General features: G+C 60.9%; 22 protein-coding genes. 9 read left to right on the top strand and 13 right to left on the bottom strand.

The genetic code is table 11. The annotated features are described in order from the left end of the window. Positions 1 to 4: 4 nt before the first annotated feature. Entirely contained in the window at positions 5 to 724 is a 720-nt protein-coding gene (locus L8I05_RS18900; RefSeq protein ID WP_177017049.1) for a lipopolysaccharide kinase InaA family protein, read from the top strand. After that, positions 721 to 948 carry a hypothetical protein gene (locus tag L8I05_RS18895; protein ID WP_159959561.1) on the top strand — a complete coding sequence of 76 codons (228 nt, stop codon included), beginning with the start codon at positions 721 to 723 and terminating at the stop codon, positions 946 to 948. The genes L8I05_RS18900 and L8I05_RS18895 overlap by 4 nt, the downstream gene beginning before the upstream one ends. A 131-nt stretch (positions 949 to 1,079) precedes the next feature. Here the strand turns inward: L8I05_RS18895 and L8I05_RS18890 are convergent, their stop codons facing one another. From L8I05_RS18890 to L8I05_RS18875, 4 genes are all read right to left on the bottom strand, one after another. Beyond that, complete coding sequence (locus tag L8I05_RS18890; protein ID WP_242170925.1) at positions 1,080 to 1,514, bottom strand: hypothetical protein; 435 nt, start codon at positions 1,512 to 1,514, stop codon at positions 1,080 to 1,082. A 249-nt stretch (positions 1,515 to 1,763) separates the two neighbouring features. Beyond that, positions 1,764 to 2,864 (bottom strand): DUF1513 domain-containing protein, encoded by a 1,101-nt coding sequence (locus L8I05_RS18885; RefSeq protein ID WP_242171178.1) that lies wholly within the window; start codon positions 2,862 to 2,864, stop codon positions 1,764 to 1,766. Positions 2,865 to 2,866: 2 nt separating this feature from the next. Then, positions 2,867 to 3,931, bottom strand: a complete 1,065-nt coding sequence (locus tag L8I05_RS18880; protein WP_159959559.1) for an imelysin family protein — start codon at positions 3,929 to 3,931, stop codon at positions 2,867 to 2,869. 31 nt (positions 3,932 to 3,962) lie between these two features. Continuing rightward, positions 3,963 to 5,390 (bottom strand): di-heme oxidoredictase family protein, encoded by a 1,428-nt coding sequence (locus L8I05_RS18875; protein WP_242170923.1) that lies wholly within the window; start codon positions 5,388 to 5,390, stop codon positions 3,963 to 3,965. Between the two features lie 139 nt (positions 5,391 to 5,529). Here L8I05_RS18875 and L8I05_RS18870 point away from each other — a divergent pair, with 139 nt between their 5' ends. Then, positions 5,530 to 6,093, top strand: coding sequence for an NAD(P)H nitroreductase (locus L8I05_RS18870; protein ID WP_242170921.1), 564 nt, complete (start codon positions 5,530 to 5,532; stop codon positions 6,091 to 6,093). 138 nt (positions 6,094 to 6,231) lie between these two features. Here L8I05_RS18870 and L8I05_RS18865 read toward each other — a convergent pair whose 3' ends face one another. The 7 genes from L8I05_RS18865 to gap form a co-directional block, all read right to left on the bottom strand. Beyond that, on the bottom strand, positions 6,232 to 8,370 hold the full coding sequence (locus L8I05_RS18865) for a methyl-accepting chemotaxis protein (RefSeq protein WP_242170919.1): 2,139 nt from the start codon (positions 8,368 to 8,370) through the stop codon (positions 6,232 to 6,234). Between the two features lie 140 nt (positions 8,371 to 8,510). Beyond that, positions 8,511 to 8,912 (bottom strand): YbaN family protein, encoded by a 402-nt coding sequence (locus L8I05_RS18860; protein WP_242170917.1) that lies wholly within the window; start codon positions 8,910 to 8,912, stop codon positions 8,511 to 8,513. 170 nt (positions 8,913 to 9,082) lie between these two features. Continuing rightward, the gene (locus L8I05_RS18855) at positions 9,083 to 9,691 is read right to left on the bottom strand and encodes a biliverdin-producing heme oxygenase (protein WP_242170914.1); all 609 of its coding nucleotides are present in this window, start codon (positions 9,689 to 9,691) and stop codon (positions 9,083 to 9,085) included. Positions 9,692 to 9,842: 151 nt separating this feature from the next. Beyond that, entirely contained in the window at positions 9,843 to 12,407 is a 2,565-nt protein-coding gene (locus tag L8I05_RS18850; RefSeq protein ID WP_242170912.1) for a TonB-dependent receptor, read from the bottom strand. A 116-nt stretch (positions 12,408 to 12,523) separates the two neighbouring features. After that, positions 12,524 to 13,492 carry a FecR domain-containing protein gene (locus tag L8I05_RS18845; RefSeq protein ID WP_242170910.1) on the bottom strand — a complete coding sequence of 323 codons (969 nt, stop codon included), beginning with the start codon at positions 13,490 to 13,492 and terminating at the stop codon, positions 12,524 to 12,526. Positions 13,493 to 13,566: 74 nt separating this feature from the next. Continuing rightward, positions 13,567 to 14,085 (bottom strand): sigma-70 family RNA polymerase sigma factor, encoded by a 519-nt coding sequence (locus tag L8I05_RS18840; RefSeq protein ID WP_056858662.1) that lies wholly within the window; start codon positions 14,083 to 14,085, stop codon positions 13,567 to 13,569. A gap of 220 nt (positions 14,086 to 14,305) precedes the next feature. Next, a complete protein-coding gene (gene gap, locus L8I05_RS18835; protein ID WP_159959549.1) occupies positions 14,306 to 15,307 on the bottom strand; it encodes a type I glyceraldehyde-3-phosphate dehydrogenase in 1,002 nt (333 codons plus the stop codon). Between the two features lie 221 nt (positions 15,308 to 15,528). Between gap and edd the strand changes: the two genes are divergently transcribed. The 4 genes from edd to L8I05_RS18815 all read left to right on the top strand — a co-directional run bounded on the left by edd (position 15,529) and on the right by L8I05_RS18815 (position 20,640). Next, entirely contained in the window at positions 15,529 to 17,355 is a 1,827-nt protein-coding gene (gene edd, locus L8I05_RS18830; RefSeq protein ID WP_242170907.1) for a phosphogluconate dehydratase, read from the top strand. Next, positions 17,352 to 18,308 (top strand): glucokinase, encoded by a 957-nt coding sequence (locus L8I05_RS18825; RefSeq protein WP_242170905.1) that lies wholly within the window; start codon positions 17,352 to 17,354, stop codon positions 18,306 to 18,308. The genes edd and L8I05_RS18825 overlap by 4 nt, the downstream gene beginning before the upstream one ends. A gap of 138 nt (positions 18,309 to 18,446) precedes the next feature. Beyond that, positions 18,447 to 19,181: a response regulator transcription factor gene (locus L8I05_RS18820; RefSeq protein WP_078738901.1), complete on the top strand. Its 735-nt coding sequence runs from the start codon at positions 18,447 to 18,449 to the stop codon at positions 19,179 to 19,181. After that, on the top strand, positions 19,171 to 20,640 hold the full coding sequence (locus L8I05_RS18815; RefSeq protein WP_277931830.1) for an ATP-binding protein: 1,470 nt from the start codon (positions 19,171 to 19,173) through the stop codon (positions 20,638 to 20,640). The genes L8I05_RS18820 and L8I05_RS18815 overlap by 11 nt, the downstream gene beginning before the upstream one ends. 63 nt (positions 20,641 to 20,703) lie before the next feature. Here L8I05_RS18815 and L8I05_RS18810 read toward each other — a convergent pair whose 3' ends face one another. Continuing rightward, positions 20,704 to 21,633 (bottom strand): AraC family transcriptional regulator, encoded by a 930-nt coding sequence (locus L8I05_RS18810; RefSeq protein WP_242170903.1) that lies wholly within the window; start codon positions 21,631 to 21,633, stop codon positions 20,704 to 20,706. A 328-nt stretch (positions 21,634 to 21,961) separates the two neighbouring features. On the opposite strand from L8I05_RS18810, the gene L8I05_RS18805 reads away from it, so the two are divergent. Then, positions 21,962 to 22,303, top strand: coding sequence for an antibiotic biosynthesis monooxygenase family protein (locus L8I05_RS18805; RefSeq protein WP_016975490.1), 342 nt, complete (start codon positions 21,962 to 21,964; stop codon positions 22,301 to 22,303). Positions 22,304 to 22,311: 8 nt separating this feature from the next. Continuing rightward, positions 22,312 to 22,593, top strand: coding sequence for a hypothetical protein (locus L8I05_RS18800; RefSeq protein WP_242170901.1), 282 nt, complete (start codon positions 22,312 to 22,314; stop codon positions 22,591 to 22,593). Between the two features lie 143 nt (positions 22,594 to 22,736). On the opposite strand, the gene L8I05_RS18795 is transcribed toward L8I05_RS18800, so the two are convergent. Continuing rightward, positions 22,737 to 23,357, bottom strand: coding sequence for a flavin reductase family protein (locus tag L8I05_RS18795; RefSeq protein ID WP_197626894.1), 621 nt, complete (start codon positions 23,355 to 23,357; stop codon positions 22,737 to 22,739). Positions 23,358 to 23,362: the final 5 nt, after the last annotated feature.

The raw sequence follows: 23,362 nt of genomic DNA, 5'->3' as shown, positions 1-23,362 counted from the left end.
CAGGATGGCAGTTGAGTGCGTAGTAGGCAGTCATGTAGCTCCCGAAGAACGGTTTGATTATTTTTGGCGCCTGAAGGGCGAATGGGTCGAGGAACCCAATCGTCGACGCGGTGGTGAAAGTGGTGTGCAACGCGTGATCAGCCCCAATGGTCGTTTGCTCTACAGCAAGCGCCAGACCGGGCATATCTACCGTAGCTTGCTCCACCCGTTCGGGCGCCCGACAGTGTTGCGTGAACGTGATGCCCTCAAGGGCCTGCGTTCATTGGATGTACGGGTGCCTGAACTGGTGTTCTGCGAGGCGCGCCGTGACCCCGAGCACCAGTGGAAAGCGCTGCTGGTGACCGCGTCGCTCGACGGTTTCGACGAGATCGAAAACTGGTACGCCGCCGGTGGCCGCGAGCAGTATGGCGAGGTGGTGCATGAGCGTGTGCTCAAGGAGGTGGCGGGCACCCTGGCGCGTATGCACAAGGGCCGCTGGCAACATGGTTGCCTGTACATCAAGCACATCTTTTTACGGGTGACAGGTGAGGGCGACTCGGCCAATGTGGAAGTGGCGTTGCTGGATTTTGAGAAATGCCGCCAGCGTTTGACCGCTTATCGGGCCGCCTCCCATGACATGCAGCAACTGCGGCGCCATTCGTCGTGGAGTGATACAGACTGGAAAAAACTCAGCTACTTTTACGAGACGGCGTTTGGCAGCGCTATCAAGGGTTTAACCAGATGAAGCTAGAAATAGCACGAGGTTTGTTCCTGGTCGGTGCGTTGGGCATTGCAGCCCTCGCATTGGCTGCGTGGGAACAACCTCGCACACAAGTGCTCAGTGCGGTGCAAGGTAGCGGGCAGTGCCTGTTGCCGCGCGTCGCCAAGACGAGTGTGGCGGTCAAGCCTGATCATGAGTTGTTGCTGTTCATGTTCGGGATGTCTCAGGGCATGAGGCCGCAGAGTTGAATAGAGCGTTGAAATGTTTCAACCCCCCAAGAAAGGGCCTTGCGATGCGAGGCCCTTTTTTTGTACTTGACCTGGACGCTTATAAGTAACGTCGAGCCAAAACACCCAATGTTCAGCATCGGGCGCGGCGTTCAAGGCATCTGGGATGGGGCAACGTTGACTTGGCCGGATGGGGGGCCAGCAGTGATGACATAAGGCTCAGCCGGTTTCCAGTTACCGTTAGCTTTGTCAAAGCTCACCAAGACTCCGTGATTCGGCTTGATTTCCAGAGGCTTCGGAAGAGAACTATTGTCCGTGTTGATAAAGGTAGATTTATCCGCTCTGTTTAGTACCATCACAGCGCTGTTAGAATCATTCGACTTTTTGGGTAAAGTTAGTTTTTCTGCAAACCCCATAGTTGAATTATCTAACCGATACGCCAATGGGCCATCTTTTGGCATCTCCGGCATAACGCCTATAGGGCGATTATTTCTCACGTCGTCATTGGGTGAAGGGAAATATTCGAGAGTTGCGGCAAATACCTGAGTTGACATCAGTAGGCAGGCCGCGAGGATTAGTTGTTTCATACTGTAATTCCTTTTAAGTATCCAATCTCAACTACTGCGAACAGTAGCCAATAGTGACTGCCCCGACACCATAACGATGGAAGAGATAGCGGTGTACTGTGAGAAATGACAGTTTTTAATTCGATATGGAAATAAGCGTTATTCCAGAATAGAGCTGAACATGAATCGCTCTTGGCCAGCGGTGTTCGCTGAAAGCATCTACAACCGCATGAAGGCTCGTTCCCGCGCGGGAGAACGAGCGTGCTGATGTCAAACCAAGTGCAAGTGGTTATCCCAAAACCCCGACGGCAGCTCTAACGGTTTAGCCACCAACGGCTGCTGGCGGCAGTCATAAAAGCGGCAGCGCCCCTGGCCTGACGTCACCACAAAACCGTCCGCTACCGCGCCAACCCCGGCGCAGTCGGGCAACGGCCCATCCAGGCGCAGCTCGCCGCTGTCCATGTCCCAGATAAAAAAGCGATTGCCCCGTGGCGCAGTCAACGCCACCAGCCGTAACTCACTGTGTACCGCAACGCTGGCGGTGTAATGCCCCATGGCCTGCAACTGCTCATCGGCCACCGGAAACGCCACAAACGGCTGCCCTGGCCGCTTGATTGCCAGCAACTCGGAGCGCTCCTGAGACGCGCCCATAAACTGCTGCCCCGTGAGGATGGTGCCGTCGCCGGCAATCCCCATATGGCGCACGCTGTTCATTTGCTGCCCCAGGGTTTCCTTGCTGATCAGGCTGCCGTCGCGGTGCATCAGCACCAGGCTCGGCTCCATGGCGTTGAGGTTCATCTCCACCCGGCTTTCAGCCTCGGTGCGAATGCCACCGTTGGCGACCACCAAGGTCTCACCGTCAGGCATCCATGACACCTGGTGCGGGCCGATACCGTGGGTGGAAATTTCCCCAGTGTGCACCAGCCGCTCACCTTCGAACTTATACACACCCAGCAACCCACGGCCGGGGTCGGATGTGTCGTTCTCGGTGGCATACAGCCAGTCGCCGCTCTTGTGGATGACCGCATGGCCATAAAAATGGCGATTGGCATTCGAGGTAATGGTCTGCAGCAGCGCGCCGTCACGCAGGTTGATCAGGTAGCTCTCTGTGCCCGGACGTCGGGCGACGAACAGCGCAATCGGCAGCGTCGGGTGGTTGATGATGTCGTGGCACCGCTGGCCAACCTGGGTGGCAAACACTTGCTTGCCGTCCAGGTGATAACCCACGGCATAGTGTTTGCCATCCACATCATCGCGCGCCGACAGCAGCAACGGGCTCTTTGAGCCCTTTTGCTTGAACAGCGTCCAGCCACCCAGTGTGATTGCACTGAGCAGCACGCTACCCACCGCCAAAGCCTGTCGCCTGAGCATCATCAGTCACCGTCGTTGGCGTTAAAGCCCAGTTGGATGCCCAGCGCCTTGGCCAACTCGCCTTCGTGCAAGCGGTGGACTACGTTGAGGCTGTCGTAAATGTCGTTGAGCTGCTGACGGCCAGCGTCGTCGGCCAGCAGTTCATTCAGCGTGCGCTGGTTGCTGGCGAACAGTTTCAGTGAAGCGGCATAGGCAGCGTCGATCTTGTCGGCCAATGGTTTTTGGTCCGACGGCAACAAGCCACGCAGGCCTTTGTTGTCGACGCCGGCCCATACGGTCTGGGCGGCGGCCAGGCTGGCCTGCAGGCTTTGCAGGGACGACTGGCTGCGCCACGCATCGGCCTGGAACGGCTGCGGGATGCCCTTGGTCTGGCGGCCCATCGGCGTGCCGAGTTTTTTCTTCAGCGTATCCAGCGCGGTCACTTGCACGCGCAGCAGATCGGCGATGGCTTCGTGGGAATCGGCGTAACGCTGGTTCGGAAACTTGGTCATCTGCGCGAGCATGCCGTCGGTGCTGTTCCAGCTCGCCAGGATCTCTTCAGCCAGGGCTTTCTGGCGTTCGCCGATGGCCACCAGCAGCGGGCAGTAGCGGGCCTTCTGAGCTTCGTCGGCGACGTCGGTCTTGGCGTCGTAGAGGATGTATTCGTAGGCCGACAGGCCCTGTACCACCACGCTGGATTTGGCCAATGCGGCGCCGTCGATCTGCGGCTGGGCGGTGACCAGTTGCTCGACCTGGCGGCCGACCAGGTTTTTCTTGTCCGGCCAGAACTGTACTTGCCACGAGCGGTTGCCCTCGGCCAGTGGGCCGATCAGCAGCGGTTGCAGTTCGGCCCAGGCTTTTTGCGCGTGGAGGAAGTCGGCGCGCGCGGTGTCCAGGCTTTCCTTGCCCTGGCAGTAGGCCAGCGCGCTCACGGCCAATTGGCGGTCGGCTTCAACCCAGCGGCTGTAGGTCGGCAGAATCACTTGCTTGGCGATGGCCGCCGAGGTCACCGCTTGCGGGTCCTGCGGCGAGCAGGCGCCGAGGGCTAAGGCGGCCAGGCTGGTGAACAATAACTTGGGACGAAACATGTCGAGCTCCCTTCGGTAATTGGGGCAAATCTTATAGAGAATTCAGGAACGCCAGCAACGCGGCACGCTGCTCGGCATTAAAGGACAACACATGCTGCTGTGCCGCCTGTGCTTCACCGCCATGCCAGAGCACGGCTTCGAGCAGGTTGCGGGCGCGGCCATCATGCAAAAACTGAGTGTGGCCACTGACGGTCTGTGTCAGGCCAATGCCCCACAACGGCGGCGTGCGCCAGTCGCGGCCACCGGCCTTGAATTCGCTGCGGTGGTCGGCCAGGCCTTCGCCCATGTCGTGCAACAGCAGGTCGCTGTAAGGGCGAATCACTTGATTGGCCAGTTCGGGTTCGGCAGCGTTGGCGGCCGTGGTGAACGTCGGTTTGTGACAGCCCTGGCAACCGGCCTGGTAGAACAGGTTTTTACCGGCCAGCACCTGCGGCGTGTCGACGCCGCGGCGCACCGGCACGGCCAGGTTGCGGGTGTAGAACAGCACCAGGCGCAGGATGTTATCGCTGACTTCCGGCTCGCCATCGGGGCCGTTACCGTTAGGCGCCTGTTTGCAGGCGACTTGGGCGTCGGTGCAGTCATCAAAGGGTCTCAGGGACGTGGTGAGGCCCATATCACCAGAAAACGCGTGAACATTTTGTTGATTGAGGTTGGGTTGCCCGGCTTTCCAGCCGAAACGCCCGAGCACGGTTTTGTGCTGGGCGTCATCCCAGACCCAATTGGCGCGGCCGACGAGGGCTTCTTTGTCGGCGGTTTTCGGGTCGGTGTTGCGCAGCACATCGGCGTCGCTGATGGCTTCGAGCAAGCCCAGGCCGATCATTGGCGGGGCGATGCGCGCCGAGAAAAGTGTATCTGGATGCATCGGGCCATAGCCGAGCTGGGTGATTTGCAGCTCCGGCTTGCGCAACTCGACCACCGTGCCGTCCTTGAACGTCACGTTGACCGGCGTGTAGTCGACCCGCACCTTGCCTTCCGGCGCCACGCCCGGCACCGACATGTCTTGCAATTGCCCGCCGTAGACCGGCTCGGGCACTACGCCGAGCTGTTCGATGAGCTTGGCGTAGGGCGCAGCATCCGGGATAGAGAGACGCACCAGCATCGACACTGCATTCGGCGCGTCCGGCAACGGCGGGTGGCCACGGCCATCCTTGATATGGCAGTTCTGGCAGGCGTTGGTGTTGAACAGTGGGCCAAGGCCGTCGCGCGCAGTGGTGGTGGACGGCGCGATCACCCACGGGCTGCGAAAGAAGCTGTTGCCGACACTGAAGTCCAGGCGGCGGGTGGGTGCCAGGTTGGCCGAGGGCAGGGAAAACGCGTTCTGGTCGCGCTTGTTTACCGTCGTCGCGCCGCCGGCTCGCGCTTCACCCGGCTCTGCCTTGGTGAAGCGTGGAGCGTCATCGCAGGCCGTCAGGCTCAAGGCCATCAATGCTGCGCACAGGCGAAATAGCGAACGGAACATCGAAATTCCTGAACGGAGGCCGAAAATTAGGTCGCAAAGTCTAACAGGGCAGGGCGGTTTGAATAAGAGCAATTATCGTTTGGTCGAATCCGAGTCATTCCCGCTAGAATGGCCGCACATTTTTCTCTGGAGGTGGCCAATGCAGGCTCTCGACGCTTTGCTCAACCGTGTTTCCGTGCCGCGTTTGCTGGAACCGGCACCGACCCAGGAGCAGCGCGACGTGCTGTTCGCCGCCGCCATGCGCGCGCCGGACCACGGCCAGTTGCGCCCTTGGCGTTTCCTCACCGTGGAAGGCGCCGCCCGTGAGCAGATGGGGACATTGTTGGCTGAAGCGGCGCGCCTGCAGGACGCCGACGCCCCGCAAGCTGTCATCGACAAAGCGCAGAACGGCCCGCTGCGCGCACCGTTGGTGGTGGTGGTGATTGCCCGCCTGCAAGAGCATTTCAAGGTGCCGAAATCCGAGCAACTGCTGGCGGCCGCGTGTGCGGCCCACGGTATTCTGTTGGCGGCGTATGCACAGGGGATCGGCGCGGTGTGGCGTACGGGGGAGTTGTCTTACTCGGCCCACGTGGCGAAAGGCCTGGGGCTGACGGCGGATGAGGAAGTGATTGGCTTCCTTTACCTGGGGACGCCGCAGAACCCGCCGCGTGTTGCACAGAAAGAGGATGTGGCGGCGTTTGTTCAGGCGTGGCCTGGCCGCTAAGCCACCACAGTTCTGCTCTATGTGGGAGCTGGCTTGCCCGCGATGGCGGTGGGTCAGCCATAAAGGTATGGACTGACCCACCGCCATCGCGGGCAAGCCCGGCTCCCACAGCGACCTCTATTGGTTTCGGGAGTGGTGTTACACCTTGAACTGATCCATCAGCTTCATCTGCTGGCTGGCCAGGGCATTCAACTGGCTGCTGATGGCCGCCGACTCGGTGGCCTGGCCGGTGAGGGTTTCGGTCACGGTGCGGATCGCCGACACATTGCGGTTGACCTCTTCAGCCACGGCGCTTTGTTGCTCGGCGGCGCTGGCGATTTGCAGGTTCATATCGCTGATCACCGTCACTGCATCGCTGATCTTGCCCAGCGCTTGCACGGCTTGATGGATCTGCCCGGCGTTGCTCTGGGCCTGGTGTTGGCTGGAATGCATGGTCGCCACCACGCCGCGGGTACCGCTTTGGATACGTTCGATCACCAGGCGAATTTCTTCCACCGAATCCTGGGTGCGTTTGGCCAGGTTGCGCACTTCGTCGGCCACCACCGCAAACCCACGCCCGCTTTCCCCGGCGCGCGCTGCTTCGATGGCGGCGTTGAGCGCCAACAGGTTGGTCTGCTCGGCAATGCTGCGGATCACTTCCAGCACCGAGCCAATCTGCTCGCTGTTCACCGCCAGGGCTTCAACTTCGCCCACGGCTTTGCTGACTTCCTCGGCAAGGGTAGTGATGTCGCGGGTGCTCTGTTCAATGATCGCCATGCCGTCACGTGCCGACTGGTCCGCACCGCGTGCTGCGCTGGCGGCATTGGAGGCGCTGTTGGCGACGTCGTGGGCGGTGGCGCTCATTTCGTTGGAAGCGGTGGCGACCTGGTCGATTTCGCGGAACTGCACCTGCATGCCTTCACTGGTCTGGCGCGCGATGGCCGAAGACTGATCCGCCGTGCCACGTGCCTCGGTGATGCTTTGCTTGATCTGCGCGATGGTCGGTTGCAGCTTGTCGAGGAAACGGTTGAACCAGTTGGCGAGCTCGCCCAGTTCGTCTTTCTTCGAGTAGGTCAGGCGCTGGGTGAGGTCGCCTTCGCCGCTGGCGATATTCTTCAGCATTGCCGCCACGGTATTGATCGGGCGGGTCACGCCGGTGGCGGTCAGCCAGATCAGCAATAAGCCCAGCAAGGCAGCGGTGGCGCCGACCAGCAAGGCCTTGAGCATGCCGGCCGCCTGGGCTTTGTCGAGTACGCCTTGCAGTTTCAAGGTGTCGGCCAGCATCACGTTTTTCGGCAGTTTGATCACGATGCCCCAGGACTTGGCGTCGGCAATCGGCTTGACCGGGTACACGGCGCGGATCGTGTCGTCTTGCTCGCGGATCGTGCGCGTGTCGTTGGCCAACAGTTGCACGATCTCCTTGCCCTCGGCGCCCAGGGTGTCGATCAGGTTTTTACCCACGCGCGCGGGCTCACCGCTGTAGGCCGCGATCAGCCCGGTGCTGGACAGAATCTCCAAGTGCGCCGCACCGTCGAACAGTTCTTTTTGTGCCGCGTCCGTCACCGCTTGCAAGGTATTCAGGGCCAGGTCGATACCGACCACGCCAATGACCTTGCCGTCGACGATCAATGGCAGCGAGATCGTGGTCATCAGCACCTGCTTGCCGGCCACTTCGTCGGAATACGGGTCCAGCAGGCAAACGTTGCGCGTGTCCCGTGGGCAGGTGTACCAAATGTTGTAGGGCGTACCGCTGAGGTTGAGCGTGGTCTTGGTCAGGTCTTCCTCGACCATCACCGTGTTCAGGCCTTCACCGGCGGCGCGGCTCCAGTAGCTGGAGAAGCGACCTTTTTCGTTGGAGACGCGGGCTTTGTCGTCGACAAACTCGCTGTCCCTGCCATCCAGGCCATTGGGTTCGAACGACAGCCAGATGCCCAGCACCTTGCTGTTGCGCTCGAACGCGGTCTTGAGGCTCTGGTTGAGTTCTTCACGCAGTGCGCCCGCTTCCAGCCCGCGTTTGGCGGCTGTGGTGCGCAGGCCTTTGATCTGGTCGGCCAATGCTGTGATCACGACCAGGTTTTCACCAAAGGTTTTCTGCAGCTGTACGGCCTGTTCGCCGGCCTTGGCCTGCAACAGGTTCTGCACACTGGTGGTAAGCATGCGCGAGCTGGATTCGCTGACCATGCGGTTGTTCTGGTCGGCCTCGTAGAGGTTGATGCCGACGATCAGCGCGATCACCCCAACCAGGCAGAGGCCCGACAGCAGCACGATTTTCAAGCGGATAGAGAGGGTGTCGAACATAGGTTCACTCGCGATTGGACTTGTTGACCTGCAAGCAGGGCGAGCCAAGTCCATTCGGCGCTTATGTCCGGAACATCGGCGTAACTAGATGTTTCATGAGGGGCAGGCGATGAGCGGTAGGTAAAAGACTACACGCCTCGCTATACGGGCGTTGCGAGCCGTTCCGGGCGTGACCAGATCCACAGGTTGCCCAGGCTCATCCCGGCAATCGCCAGGTAGATCGGCCAGCCGTGATCGAGCATCACCAGCATCAAGCCGGCGCACAGCAGCATGCTCACGGTGGCGCTGATTTTTGCACGGCGCGCGATGATCTTGCCGTTGCGCCAATTGAACAGGATCGGGCCGAACAGTCTGTGGTTTTCCAGCCAGGCACTCAGGCGCGGCGAGCTTTTGGTCGCGGCCCAGGCGGCGAGCAGGATGAATTCAGTGGTGGGCAAACCCGGTATCACAATCGCCACCAACCCAATGCCCAGGCTGACGTAGGCCAGCAGGCCGAAGAGGAGCTGGGCGATTTTTGAGGTGGATTGGGTTTTGCCGGGCATGCTGACGCTTATCTGCTGGGAGGGTTTACACATTATCCGAACTGAAATGCGCTCAACTGTGGGAGCTGGCTTGCCTGCGATAGCGGTGGGCCAGGCACCTATGTATAGACAGGCAGTCCGCCATCGCAGGCAAGCCAGCTCCCACATTGAGCCGGTGTTTATCGGAACATTTACGCCAATTCAGGCGCGCTAGCGTACGCCTGTTCCAGCAGCACGGTGAAGCGCACAAACGCGTCGATTGCACCTTTTTCTACCGCCGCTTCTTCTTCGGCGCTGAACTCAAGGCCGTCGAGGGTGCGGGTAAAGCGCTTCCAGCCTTCAGCACGGCCACCGGCCGGCTCGCCGAGGTGGCGGGCGCCGAAGGTTTCGCTCAGGCCCAGGCCCACGGCGCGCTTGATCAGGAAGGCAGCGCCCAGTTTGGAGCCTTCCGACACGAACAGCCAGCCCAGGGCTTCGGCCTTGCTCGGGTTTTTCACGGCGCCGGCAACCGGTGCAGGCACTTCGGTGTCCAGGTCGCCCAGGTCCAGCTTGGCGGCTTCGGCGCGGCAGCGCTCGGCCAGGTCCGGGACGATCTTGATCAACTCAGGGTCGTTGTACAGCGCCACCAGTTCCGACTGGAACAGGTATTGCGCGACCACGAAGCGGGCGAAGTTGGCTTGGGTTTCGAACGGGGCGTGGGCTTTGACCAGCGCATCGAGCTTGGTATGTGGCGCGTTGGTGATTTGGTTCAGGCGCTGGGAGCGCAGGCTTGGGCGTTCTGCGGTAGGAGAAGCGGTCATCGAAAAAGTCCTTGAGAAGAGTAGCGCCTGGGTGCCCTAAAGAGAGCTGTTATCAACTAGACGAACAAGAAGACGCGGCACAGTAAAAAATCCTCACCTCGCCGCTGAAATTCCGGCGAGGTGAGGAGGGCGGCATTTGGGGCAAGCGCGATCAGATGTCCCAGATCAGGTTGATCGCAAAGTTGCGGCCCGGCTGGGTCAGGCGGTCGAGGTTGGCCGGCGCGGTCACACCCGCTTCGCCGACGCCGTCGTAGCTGCGCACGTCATCCCAGTTCCAGTACTTCTTGTCGGTGAGGTTGTAGAGGCCGCCGTTGATGGTCACGTCGTTGGTGACTTTGTAGTAGCCGGTCAGGTCGACGATGCCGAAGCCTGGGGTTTTGAACGGGGCGCTGGTGCTGCCATCCGGTGCGTGGAATGTGGTGCTGTCGACACGGTTCTGTTTCTTCACCAGCGTCCAGCTGACCAGCGCGCCATATTGCTCTTGCTCGTAGCCCAGGCCGAACACGCCTTTAAGCGGGTTGACGCTGTTGAGCGGCTCGCCGTTGTCGTCGTTGCGGCCATAGGTGTAGCCGACCGAACCCTGGGTGTAGAGGCCTTGTGGTGCGCCGAAGGCGTCGAGGTTCAGGCGGCCCTTGGCTTCAATCCCCTTGATGGTGGCGTGCTTGATGTTGTTGGCTTCGAAGGTTTGGATATCGCCGCCGGCGACCGAGGCGTCTTCGTCGATAAAGTCACGGTACTTGTTGTAGAACACCGCGATGTCGAAGGAGCCTTCGTCGAAATTGCCGCGAATCCCGGTTTCGATGCCTTTGCTGGTTTCCGGCTTGAGGTTCGGGTTTGGCTCGACGGTGTAGCCCAGGTTGAGGTTTTCAAAGCGACCATACAGCGCCTTGGCCGACGGGGTGCGGAAGCCCTCGGCGTATTGACCGAACCAGGTGTATTGGTCGGTCAGGGCATAGGTCAGGCCGAACTTGGGCGTCACACGGTGCCAGGTTTTTTCCTTGTCGCTGACCGGGTAGGCGCCGGTCGGGTTTACGGTGTTGAGAAACTCCTGGGTCAGCTTTGGCTTGAGCTGGGTGTAGTCGTAGCGCACGGCGGGCAGGAAGGTCCATTTGTTCCAGGTGATCTGGTCCTGGGCGAACAGCGAGTAGGTGTTGATGGTCGGGTCCGGGAAGTCGCTGGATTTTTTCACGCTGTCGCTGGCCGAAGGGCTGGGCGCGCCGATAGCCGTGCAACCCCCGCCGACCGCCAGGCACGTCGCGGCACCTTCCCGGGAGCCGGTGACTTTCTGCTGCTTGAGTGTGGTGCCATAGGTCACTTGGTGATCGGTTTCACCGAGGCTGAAGGCTTTGTCCAGTTGGGCGTCGAAGACCCACTGTTTTTCTTCGTACAGGGTTTCGCGAGTACGCAATACGCGACGCGACGGTTGGTAGATCTCGGCAGTCGTCTGGTCGGTCTTGGCGATCTGGTAATTGAGGCTGGTTTTGATCTGATCGGCAATCGGCGAATCGAGCGCGAAGCGGTTTTCGATACCGAAGCGCTCACGGGTGATGGTGTCGTTACCCGAACGGCCGCGATAGAAGTTGAAGCCTCGACCACCAACGAACGGCCCGCCCACGGCGTTTTTCAGGTCGACGTCGCGATCATCCTTGAACTTCTCGTAGGTCAGGCCCAGGCGGTTGTCATCGCCATAATTCCAGCCCAGCTTGGCGAGAATATTGGTGGTGCGCGCGTCTTCCGGGTTGGCGCCGGTGCGGGCCAGGCCGGTGGCGTTGTTGCCGTCGTAGGACTCCATTTCGTGGCCATTGCGCTGGCTCAGGTGCAGCAAACCGTCGAAGTCCTGCACGCGGCCGGCGACGGTGCTGGAGGTCAGCCAGCTGTCGTCAGCAGAGCTGTAGCCGGTTTTCAGGCGGGCGCCGACATCCTGGCCGGGCTTGATGATGTCGTCCGGGTCGAGGGTGAAATAACTCACCGCGCCGCCAATCGCGCTGCTGCCGTACAAGGCCGAGGCGGGGCCACGCAGGATTTCCACGCGCTTGACGATTTCCGGGTCGACGTAGTTGCGGCGGGTCTTGGCGTAGGGGCCGTTGAAGAAGTTATCCGGCACTTCGACGCCGTCCACCTGCGTGAGGATGCGGTCGCCGTCGATGCCGCGAATGTTGTAGCCCGCGTTGCTGGCGCGGGTGCCGGCGCCGCCGACCGATACGTTGGGCTCGTAGCGCACCAGTTCACGGATGGTGTTGACGTTCTGGCGGTCCAGTTCCTGGCGATCATGCACGGTGACGGTGCTCGGCACGCTGTCGACGGCCTGCTCGTTGCGCGTGGCGCTGATGGTCACCTGTTGCAGGTTGAGCACGCTGCCTGCGGCGCGTTTTTCCAGCACGATGTTGTTATTGCCCAGTTTGCGGTAGCTCAGGTTGGTCCCCACCAACAGCCGGTCCAGGGCTTTTTCCGGCGACAGCGGGCCGCGCACGCCAGGGGATGACACACCCTGGCCCAGCTCTGCCGGCAGGCCGACTTGCCAGCCGGTCACGCGGGTAAAGGCGTTGAGTGCCGAGACCAGTGGCTGCTGCTCGATGCTGAAGTTGTAGTTGCCGTGGCTGCGGGCGACCGGCTCGGCGGCCGTGGCGGCCATCGCCGGCGCGCTGGCCAGCAGGATGGCGGCGGTCAGCAGGGACAGGACGGGCGAAGAAGACCGGCGGTTGAAACGAGAGGACATCGAGAGCGCTCCGGAGGTACGAATCTTATAGTTGCGAACCGAATCAAATAGGAATCAGTTGCATTGGCTATAACGAGACGTATCGCCGGTTAGCATCGAGTAAAAATAATTCTCATTTAGTTCAAGATGACCAGCGCCGGGTATTCCGAAAGCTTGGCCGAGGTGATGTGTGCCAGTGAGCGCACTACGTCCAGCGGCTGGTCGAGGCGGTAGTTGCCGGTGACGGCCACGCTGGCCAGTTTGTCGTTGGTGTTGACGATCCAGCCGGGGTAATAGCGGCGCAGCTCGGCCAGCACTTCGCTCATCGGGCAGTTTTCAAACACCAGGCGGCCCTGGACCCAGGCCAGATCCTTGCTCACATCCAGCTTGGCGGGTTGTCCGAAGCCCTTGGGGCCGATGCGGATACTCTCGCCAGCGCGCAGGCGCACACGGGCATCGTCGAAGGTGTTGCTCAGGTCGACATCACCACGCTGCACCTGCACTTGCGCTTCACCGTTGAGGTAACGCACGGCGAAGTCGGTGTCACGCACGCTGGCACGCACGGGGCCGGCGTCGATCTCCAGCGGCAGGCCACGGTTGGGGGCTATCTCGAAAAACGCCTCGCCCTGATACAGGCGGGCGACGCGCTGGTGGTCCTTGATGCTGCTGGAAAACGCCGAGTTGGTGTTCAGCAGCACTTTGGAGCCATCGTCCAATTGCAGGCGCTGGCGTTCGCCGACCACGGTGAGGTGGTCGGCTTGCAGGCGCACGGGCAGGTTGCTGAAGCTGAACAGGCCGATCAGCAGCACGGCGGCGGTGGCCAATGGTTTCCAGTGCGGCTTGACCCGGCGCCAGGCGCTCGGTTTGCGCGGCGCAGCCAGGGCCACAGCGGCACTGTGCACGGGCGCGCCACCCCAGGCGGCCTGGGCTTTGTTGAAGGCGTGGGCATGCGTCGGGTCAGCGGCCAGCCAGGCGTCGAACTCCGCCTGCTGCCCGGGTTGCGGGCACTGCAAGGCGATCAGCCAGTCGAGGGCTTGGTCCATGGCCGTGTCTTGCAACACCTCATGAGCCAGCTCATGGGCGCGCAGTTTATTCGGGTCCGTCACGGTGTTCCTCGGGTCTTCGCCACGTTCTATTCGTCTTTTTTGCGGCCTGGATCGACACATCTGTCGGGTGAATCTTAAGGCTGATCCAGCCGCTCGGCCACACCTACACAGATGGCCATGATCAATTTCAGTTCCTTTTGCACGGTGCTCAAGGACACTTGCAACTGGTCGGCAATCTCCTGATAGCTGCAGCCATGCAGGCGGCTGAGGATGAAAATCTGCTGCTGACGGGCGCTCAACTGACCGAGGCTGACGCTCAGGTGTTCGAGCAGTTGCTCGGCCTGTGTCGCGTCTTCGGGCGTACTGATGGGGGCGGCGACGCTTTGCAGTACGTCCAGCGGGACATCTTCCTGCAGCGTGCGGGCTTGAATCCGACGCGAACGCAGGTGGTCGAGCGCCAGGTTGCGCGCCGTCTGGTAGACGAAGGGTTCGAGGTGATCAATCGGCCGCTCGCTGAGGGCCCGGGTGACGCGCAGGTAGGTTTCCTGCAACAGGTCCTCGGCGGTGCTGTGGTTATTCACCATCCGCTGCAAGGTGCGTAGCAGAATCACCCGTTGGGTGAGAAAGACTTGGTTGAAGCGAGATTGGCTCACAGTGATACCAGACCGATATGCAGTTAATGATAATGCTTATCATCAACTCAAATGGCAAGTGGCACTTTGAGATGGCACGAAGAACCCTGCTGCTCGTTCCCACGCTCAGCGTGGGAATGCATTCCTGTGACGCTCCGCGTCGCCACTTAACAGCGGGACGCGGAGCGTCGAAGCGGCATTCCCACGCAGAGCGTGGGAACGATCTCGCTGCGTTGCCTGCTTACTCGGCGTTACACAGCGCCAGGCAGTTATCCAGCATACGGTTGGAGAAGCCCCACTCGTTGTCGTACCAGGCCAGCACTTTCAGCAATTTGCCACTGACTTTGGTGTGGTTGGCATCGAAGATCGACGACAGCGGGTTATGGTTGAAGTCACTGGAAACCAGCGGCAGGGTGTTGTAGCCGAGGATTTTCGAGTGCTGGCTGGCTTCTTTGAGCAGGGCGTTGACTTGCTCGGCCGTGGCTTCTTTCTTCAGTGTCACGGTGAGGTCGACCAGCGACACGTTGATCACCGGCACGCGCACCGCCATGCCGGTCAGCTTGCCTGCCAGTTCCGGCAGCACCAGGCCGACCGCTTCAGCGGCGCCGGTCTTGCTTGGGATCATGTTCTGGGTGGCTGAGCGCGCGCGGTACGGGTCGGTGTGGTAGACGTCGGTCAGGTTCTGGTCGTTGGTGTAGGCGTGAATCGTGGTCATCAGGCCGTTTTCGATACCCAGTTCGCGATGCAGCACCTGGGCGACCGGCGCCAGGCAGTTGGTGGTGCAAGAGGCGTTGGAGATGATCTGGTGGGATTGACGCAAAATGTCATGGTTTACGCCATAGACCACCGTGGCGTCGGCGCCCTTGGCCGGGGCCGAGATGATCACCTTGCGCGCGCCGGCGGTAATATGCGCGGCAGCCTTGTCACGGTCGGTGAACAGACCGGTGCATTCGAATACCACGTCGATCTTGTGCGCAGCCCACGGCAGGTCGGCCGGGTTGCGGATGGCGCTTACGGCGATCCGGTCACCATTGACGGTCAGGCTTTCCTGATCGTGGGCAACCTCTGCTTCGAAAGTACCGTGTACGGTGTCGTATTTGAGCAGGTGGGCATTGATCGAACTGTCGCCCAGATCATTGATGGCGACGATCTGCAAATCCTGGCGGTAGCCTTGGGTATACAGTGCGCGCAGGACATTACGGCCGATACGGCCAAAACCATTGATTGCGATACGAAGAGTCATTGGAAAGTGCCTGTCGTCGATTTGTTGTAAGAATTACAAGATTATTCGCATAAAAATAGAAAACAAGCCTTTTTAGTGGCAATATTTTGTTCAATCTACAACGAGTGACCTGAATCAACTGGTCCGATGATCCAAACGACACCCTGCCATCCCATGCGCTGCGGGCGTTTGATCAGCATAGACACTCAGGTCGCCACATCCGTTAGCCTGGAGTTCTACACATGCATCCCCGCGTTATTGAGGTCACCGAACGGCTTATCGCCCGCAGTCGTGCAACCCGCGAGGCTTACCTTGCGCTCATTCGCGGCGCCGCCAGCGACGGCCCGATGCGCGGTAAGCTGCAATGCGCCAACTTCGCCCACGGCGTAGCCGGTTGTGGCACTGAAGATAAAAATAGCCTGCGCATGATGAATGCCGCCAACGTGGCAATTGTTTCGTCATATAACGACATGCTCTCGGCGCACCAGCCGTACGAACATTTCCCAGAACAGATCAAAAAAGCCCTGCGTGAAGTCGGCTCGGTCGGCCAGTTCGCCGGCGGTACGCCCGCCATGTGCGACGGCGTGACCCAAGGCGAGCCCGGCATGGAGCTGAGCCTGCTCAGCCGTGAAGTCATCGCGATGTCCACGGCGGTAGCGCTGTCCCACAACATGTTCGACGCGGCGCTGATGCTGGGCATCTGCGACAAGATCGTCCCTGGCCTGATGATGGGCGCGCTGCGCTACGGCCACCTGCCGATGATCTTCGTACCGGGCGGCCCGATGCCCTCGGGCATCTCCAACAAGCAGAAGGCCGACGTGCGCCAGCGTTACGCCGAAGGCAAGGCCACTCGCGAAGAGCTGCTGGAATCGGAGATGAAGTCCTACCACAGCCCCGGCACCTGCACCTTCTACGGCACCGCCAATACCAACCAGCTGTTGATGGAAGTGATGGGCCTGCACTTGCCGGGCGCCTCGTTCGTCAACCCGTACACGCCGCTGCGTGACGCGCTGACCCGCGAGGCCGCGCACCAGGTCACACGCCTGACCAAGGCCAACGGCAACTTCACGCCGATCGGCGAGATCGTCGACGAAAAATCCATCGTCAACTCCATCGTCGCGCTCAACGCCACCGGCGGTTCCACCAACCACACCCTGCACATGCCGGCCATCGCCATGTCGGCGGGCATCATCCTGACCTGGCAGGACATGGCCGACCTCTCCGAGGTGGTGCCGACCCTGTCCCACGTGTACCCGAACGGCAAAGCCGACATCAACCACTTCCAGGCCGCGGGCGGCATGTCGTTCCTGATTCGCGAACTGCTCGAAGCAGGGCTGCTCCACAACGACGTCAACACCGTGGCCGGTCACGGCCTGAGCCGCTACACCCAGGAACCCTTCCTGGTCGACGGTGAACTGGTCTGGCGTGAAGGCCCGATCGAAAGCCTCGATGAAACCATCCTGCGCCCGGTGGCCCGCGCGTTCTCGCCGGAAGGTGGTTTGCGTGTGATGGAAGGCAACCTCGGCCGTGGCGTGATGAAAGTCTCAGCCGTGGCCCTGGAACACCAGATTGTCGAAGCACCGGCCGTAGTGTTCCAGGATCAACAGGACCTGGCGGATGCGTTCAAGGCCGGCGAGTTGGAAAAAGACTTTGTCGCCGTGATGCGCTTCCAGGGCCCGCGCTCCAATGGCATGCCGGAACTGCACAAAATGACGCCGTTCCTCGGTGTGTTGCAGGACCGTGGCTTTAAAGTGGCGTTGGTGACAGACGGGCGTATGTCCGGCGCGTCGGGTAAGATTCCCGCCGCGATCCACGTCAACCCCGAAGCTCAGAGCGGCGGGCCGCTGGCGCGGGTCAAAGATGGCGATATCATTCGCGTCGATGGCGTCAAAGGCACCTTGGAGCTTAAGGTGGACGCCGAAGAATTTGCAGCGCGCACGCCTGCCACGGGCCTGTTGGGCAATAACGTGGGGGCCGGTCGCGAGCTGTTTGCATTTATGCGCTTGGCCGCAAGCTCCGCAGAGCAGGGCGCCAGCGCCTTTACCTCTGCCTTGGAGACGCTTAAGTGAAGCTTGCGCTGGTCGGTGATATTGGCGGTACAAACGCCCGTTTTGCGTTGTGGCGGGATCAGGCGCCGCACTCGATTCGCGTGCATGCCACGGCGGATCACACCAGCCCTGAGGAGGCCATCAAGGTCTACCTCAAGGAAGAAGGCCTGGAAATCGGCGACATCGGCGCGGTGTGCCTGTCGGTCGCCGGGCCGGTAAGTGGCGATGAATTTAAATTCACCAACAATCACTGGCGCCTGAGCAAAACTGCATTCTGCAAAACCCTGCAAGTGGATGAGCTGCTGCTGGTCAACGACTTCACCGCCATGGCCCTGGGCATGACGCGCCTCAAGCCCGACGAATTCCGCGTGGTCTGCGAAGGCACCCCGGAGCCGTGGCGCCCAGCCGTGGTAATCGGCCCTGGCACCGGCCTGGGCGTCGGCACCTTGCTGGACCTGGGCGAAGGCCGTTACGCGGCGCTGCCGGGCGAGGGCGGGCATGTCGACCTGCCGCTGAGCAGCCCGCGTGAAACCCAGCTGTGGCAGCACATCTACACTGAAATCGGCCATGTCAGTGCCGAAACCGCGTTAAGCGGTGGCGGCCTGCCCCGTGTATACCGCGCCATTTGCGCGGTCGACGGCCATACCCCGGTGCTGGACACGCCCGAAGCCATTACGGCGGCGGGATTGGCCGGCGACCCGGTGGCAATGGAAGTCTTGAACCAGTTCAGCATCTGGCTGGGCCGTGTGGCGGGTAACAACGTACTGACCACCGGTGGGCGCGGTGGGGTGTATATCGTGGGTGGGGTGATTCCACGGTTTGCCGACTTCTTTATCAACAGCGATTTTGCCAAGAGTTTTAGCGACAAAGGCTGCATGAGCGACTACTTCAAAGGCATTCCGGTGTGGTTGGTGACGGCGCCGTATTCCGGGTTGACCGGGGCGGGTGTGGCGCTTGAACAGGCTTTTGCGTAGGGGCTGATGGCCTCATCGCAGGCAAGCCAGCTCCCACATTTTGAAATGCATTCCAAATGTGGGAGCTGGCTTGCTCGCGAAAGGGGCCTCAAGGGCAACAAATGACTTAAGCTTGGCCATAACAACAAGGAGGACCCCGTGAGCGTAATCAGTAAATCGATTCTCCTCGTCGACGACGACCAGGAAATCCGCGAATTGCTGCAAACCTACCTCAGTCGCGCCGGCTTCCAGGTGCGTGGCGTGTCGGATGGTGCGGGGTTCCGCCAGGCGATGAACGAGGCGCCGTGTGACTTGGTCATTCTTGATGTGATGTTGCCCGACGAAGACGGTTTCAGCCTCTGCCGCTGGATTCGCCAGCACCCGCGCCAGGCGCAGGTGCCGATCATCATGCTCACTGCCAGCTCCGACGAAACCGACCGCGTGATCGGTCTGGAGCTGGGCGCCGACGACTACATCGGCAAGCCGTTCAGCCCCCGCGAGCTGCAAGCGCGGATCAAGGCCCTGTTGCGCCGTGCCCAGTTTGGCCAGGAGCGCAGCAGCGGTGGCGATGTGTGGGTGTTCGATGAATGGCGCCTGGACATGATCAGTCATCGCCTGTTTCACATCGACGGCGAAGAGGTGATTCTCTCCGGCGCCGACTTTGCCCTGCTTAAATTGTTTCTCGACCACCCCCAACAGATTCTCGACCGCGACACCATCGGCAACGCCACCCGTGGCCGCGACCTGATGCCGCTGGACCGTATCGTCGACATGGCCGTCAGCCGCCTGCGCCAACGCCTGCGCGACACCGAAAAACCCCCTCGGCTGATCCGCACCGTGCGCGGCAGCGGTTATCAACTGGCAGCCAGCGTGGTTGCCGGCAATGCCCACTGAGCATGTAACTGAACGCCGCCGCCGCTTCCCGGTGCCGCGTTCACTGCTGGGGCGCATGCTGCTGCTGACCTTGCTCGCGGTGCTGTTCGCCCAAACACTCTCCAGCGTGATTTGGGTTTCGCAATTGCGTGCCACCCAGCTCGAAGGCCTGGTCACCAGCGCCCGCAGCCTTGCGCACTCGATGACGGCCAGCGTGAGTTATTTCCGTTCGCTGCCGGTGGCTTACCGGCCGTTAGTGCTGGACCAGCTGCGCAGCATGGGCGGCACGCGCTTTGTGGTGACCCTCAACGACCGCCCCCTGGACATGCAGATATTGCCGCAGACCCCGCGCAAGCAGGCGGTGCTGCAAGCCGTGGATGAAGTGTTGCGCCAGACCCTGGGCGGCGACGTGCATATCTCGGTGGAGTTCGTCAGTGCCGAAGACCTGCGTATTTTCAACGCCGGTTTGAAGCTCGATGAGCTGCCGCGTTCCTGGGCGCATTACGCGTTGACCCTGGAGCCGGTAAACCCGCCGGTGCTGGTGACGCAGATCCAGCTGGCGCCCGGCGAATGGCTGTACATCGCCTCGCTGCTGCCTGAACCCTACACCAGCCTTGAAGAACAAGGCCTGCCGTCGCAGCAGGTGTGGTTTATCGTGCTGACCAGTGGCTTCCTGCTGCTGTTTATCGGTCTGTTGGTGCACTGGCAGAGCCGGCCGCTCAAGCGCCTGGCGCGGGCGGCGCGGGACATGTCGCTGGGCGCGGACGTGGAGCCGGTGGCCGAAGGCGGCGGCAGTGAAGTGGTGGAAGTGGGGCGTGCGTTCAACGCCATGCGCGAACGCATCAGCCGTTACCTGACCGAGCGCAGCCAATTGTTCAGCGCCATTTCCCACGATTTGCGCACGCCGATTACGCGCCTGCGCCTGCGCGTGGAACTGCTCGAAGACGAAAACCTGCAAACCAAATTCGGCCGCGACCTGGACGAGTTGGAGTTGTTGGTCAAAGGCGCGCTGCAGTGCGTAAAAGACACCGACATCCACGAAAACATTGAGCCGGTCGACCTCAATCACGTGCTCGATTGCCTGGTGGAGCCGTACCTGGCGCCCAACGGCAACGGCCGCATCACCCAGGACGGGCGAGCCGTGGCGCCGTACGCAGGCAAGCCGCTGGCGCTCAAGCGCTGCATCGGCAACCTGATCGACAACGCCTTGAAGTATGGGCAGAACGCGCATTTGCATATCGAAGATGATGGTGTGTTGTTCATCTTGCACGTTGATGATGAAGGGCCAGGTGTTCCGGAACAGCGCCTGGAGCAAGTGTTTGAACCGCACTTTCGCCTGGCCGGCCAGCAACAGGGTTATGGCTTGGGCTTGGGCATTGCGCGCAACATTGCCCACAGCCATGGCGGCGAGGTGAGTTTGCAGAATTTGCGTGAGGGTGGTTTGCGAGTGACCTTGCAGCTCCCGCGAACCCTGGACTAAAGCACACTGAGGTTCAAATGTGGGAGCTGGCAAGCCAGCTCCCACAATGATACTTGCGGTGAGTCAGATGCTTTGGCGCAATCTGGCCAAGTCTCTTAAGGGCGGCGCCCCAAACAACCGGCTGTACTCCCGGCTGAACTGCGACGGGCTTTCATACCCGACCCGATACCCGGCCGCCGAGGCTTCCAGCCCTTCGGCAATCATCAGCCGCCGCGCTTCCTGCAAGCGCAGTTGCTTCTGGTATTGCAGCGGGCTCATGGCGGTGATCGCCTTGAAACGGTGGTGCAAGGTCGAGACGCTGAGGTTCACTTCCTTGGCCAGGTCATCAATACGCAGTGGCTGTTCATAGTTGCCGTTCAACCACTTGATCGCCTGGCTCACACGATGGCTCTGACTGTTGGCCACGGCGATTTCATACAGCCGATAACCCTGCGGCCCACGCAGCAGGCGATACAGAATCTCGCGGTTGATCAACGGCGCCAGCATCGCAATGTCTTTGGGGCTGTCCAGCAGGCGCGCCAGGCGCAGCACGGCATCCAGCAGTTGGGTGTCGATGCGGTCGACATACATGCCGCGCGATGTCGGGCGGGAGGGCACGCCCATTGGGCCGGCCTCGGCGATCAGTGCCGTCAGTTGCGCCGGGTCGATATTGATGCGCACTGACAGGTTCGGGTCTTCCGGCGTGGCGTCGATGATCCGCCCGGCCACCGGCATCGCAACCGAGAACACCAGATAGTTGAGTGGGTCGTAGGCAAAGATCTCGTCGGCCAGGCGTACTTCCTTGCTGCCGCTGGCGAGGATGCACAGCGCCGGCTCCACCAGCACCGGCATAAAGTCGCGCGGCGTGTTGTGGCGGTTGAGAAACAGCGAGGTGATCGCCGTGCCGTAGGAACCGTCTTCCCAGGTATGCCGATGCACGATACCGGCGAGTTCGGCGCGCTGTTTTTCCATCTCGGCATCGAGGGGAATGGGCTTGAGGTCCGGCGACGACATGGGGTGTCCTCTACACGCTTGTTTGGTGGGCCCAGCTTAGCGGCGGCTTTCGAAAAAGTGTTACGTCGATTCTGCACAATCCTTGCCTGATCCTGCGAGAGGTCGCGAATCAGGCAAGTACCTGGCCTGTCCTGTGCCTGAAACACTGAGCATGGGCCTGGAATAAACCCTGGGGGCCAAACGTCTTATCTACGCTTCTCGCAGGATTGTGCAATAAGCCTGCAGGAATTGACTAACCGCGCCCACACCCGCGCCGTTATCTTTGATCCTGTGGCAACACGCCCTCACAGTGCTTGCCGAGCATCACTTCTCAACGGGAGAGTCGAACATGTCCACCCCCATTCCCGCGAGCCATATGGCCTTTATCCGTGCCCGTACCGGGTGCAGCACCGAACTCGGTGCACGCTTGAGCAGTTTGATCGAACCTGGCCGTCAGGCGCAGGGTTGCCTGCAATTCTCGTTGCAGCATTCCCAGGTCGATCCCGATGTATGGCTGGTCTCGGGCTTCTGGAGCAGCGAGCAGGCGATGAGCGCCTACTTCAATTCTCCGGCGCTGATGATCTTTACCGAGCTGTTGAACGACATGGTCGTGCGCAGCATGGACTTCCAGACCTTCACCGATGCATCCGCCGCGCATGCCTACGGCGAGTACCTGCAACTGGCCGGTTAACGGTTAGAATGGCCGACTTTCCATTGGCCAGGACCTGCAACATGGCACGTAAAGAGTTTGCCCACCACGAAGCCGTTTCCGCCTTGGTGCGTGAAGAAGAAGGTGGCTACAGCGCTGCCATTGCCGTCAAGGCACTCGATGGTATGGGCGCACCCAAGTTTCACAAGATCCTTGAAGGACAGACGTTCAAGACCGCTGACGACGCCGACGATGCGGCTGCCGCGCAATTGCAGCGGTTGGTCGATGTGGACGACGAAGGGCAACTGACTTGGGCAACAGCTGCTAGCTGAACACCACCACCGATCAAATGTGGGAGCCGGGCTTGCCCGCGATAGCGGAGTGTCAGCCAGCCAATAAGTCGGCTGTTAGGCCCTCATCGCGGGCAAGCCCGGCTCCCACATGGATCTGTGGTGTTTGTTCGGCGGTATTTCAATCAGCGAGGGCGATACATCTTGAACAACGCCTCCGGTCCCAACTGGAAGTAATCCGCCGGCCCACCACCGCGCAAGATCGGCTCGGCAGCGGCGGTGTCGTAGATCCCGTCCTTGAGCAGCCATTTGGCAATGTGCACCGCGACCACCTCGCCTAACACCAGCCAGCTTGGCACCAACTCTTTGTCCGCACGCTGTAGCTGAATGATCTGCGTCACCTTGCATTCGAACGACACCGGGCTTTCGCCCACGCGCGGCACGCCGACGATTTTCGAGGCGACCGGCGTCAGGCCCGACAGCTCGAATTCATTCACCTGCGGCGAGACCGCCGCGCAGCTCTGGTTCATCTGCTCGGCCAGCGGGCGAGTGGCCAGGTTCCATACAAACTCGCCGGTCTGTTCGATGTTGTTCAGGCTGTCTTTGCGCCCGACACTGGAAAACCCAATGATCGGCGGAATGTAGTTGAACGCGTTGAAGAAGCTGTAAGGCGCCAGGTTCAGGTGGCCTTCGCGGTCATGGGAAGAAATCCAGCCAATTGGCCGTGGGCCGACGATGGCATTGAACGGATCGTGGGGCAGGCCGTGGCCGTTGGCGGGTTCGTAGAAGTGGATATCGTCAGACATGGGCC

Origin of the sequence: Pseudomonas sp. MONT-RG-20F-20-E-7-02, assembly GCF_022662395.1 — a bacterium.
Classification (GTDB): Bacteria; Pseudomonadota; Gammaproteobacteria; order Pseudomonadales; family Pseudomonadaceae; genus Aquipseudomonas.
The sequence above is the reverse complement of the archived record's forward strand: the minus strand, read 5'-3'. Positions and strand labels throughout refer to the sequence as shown.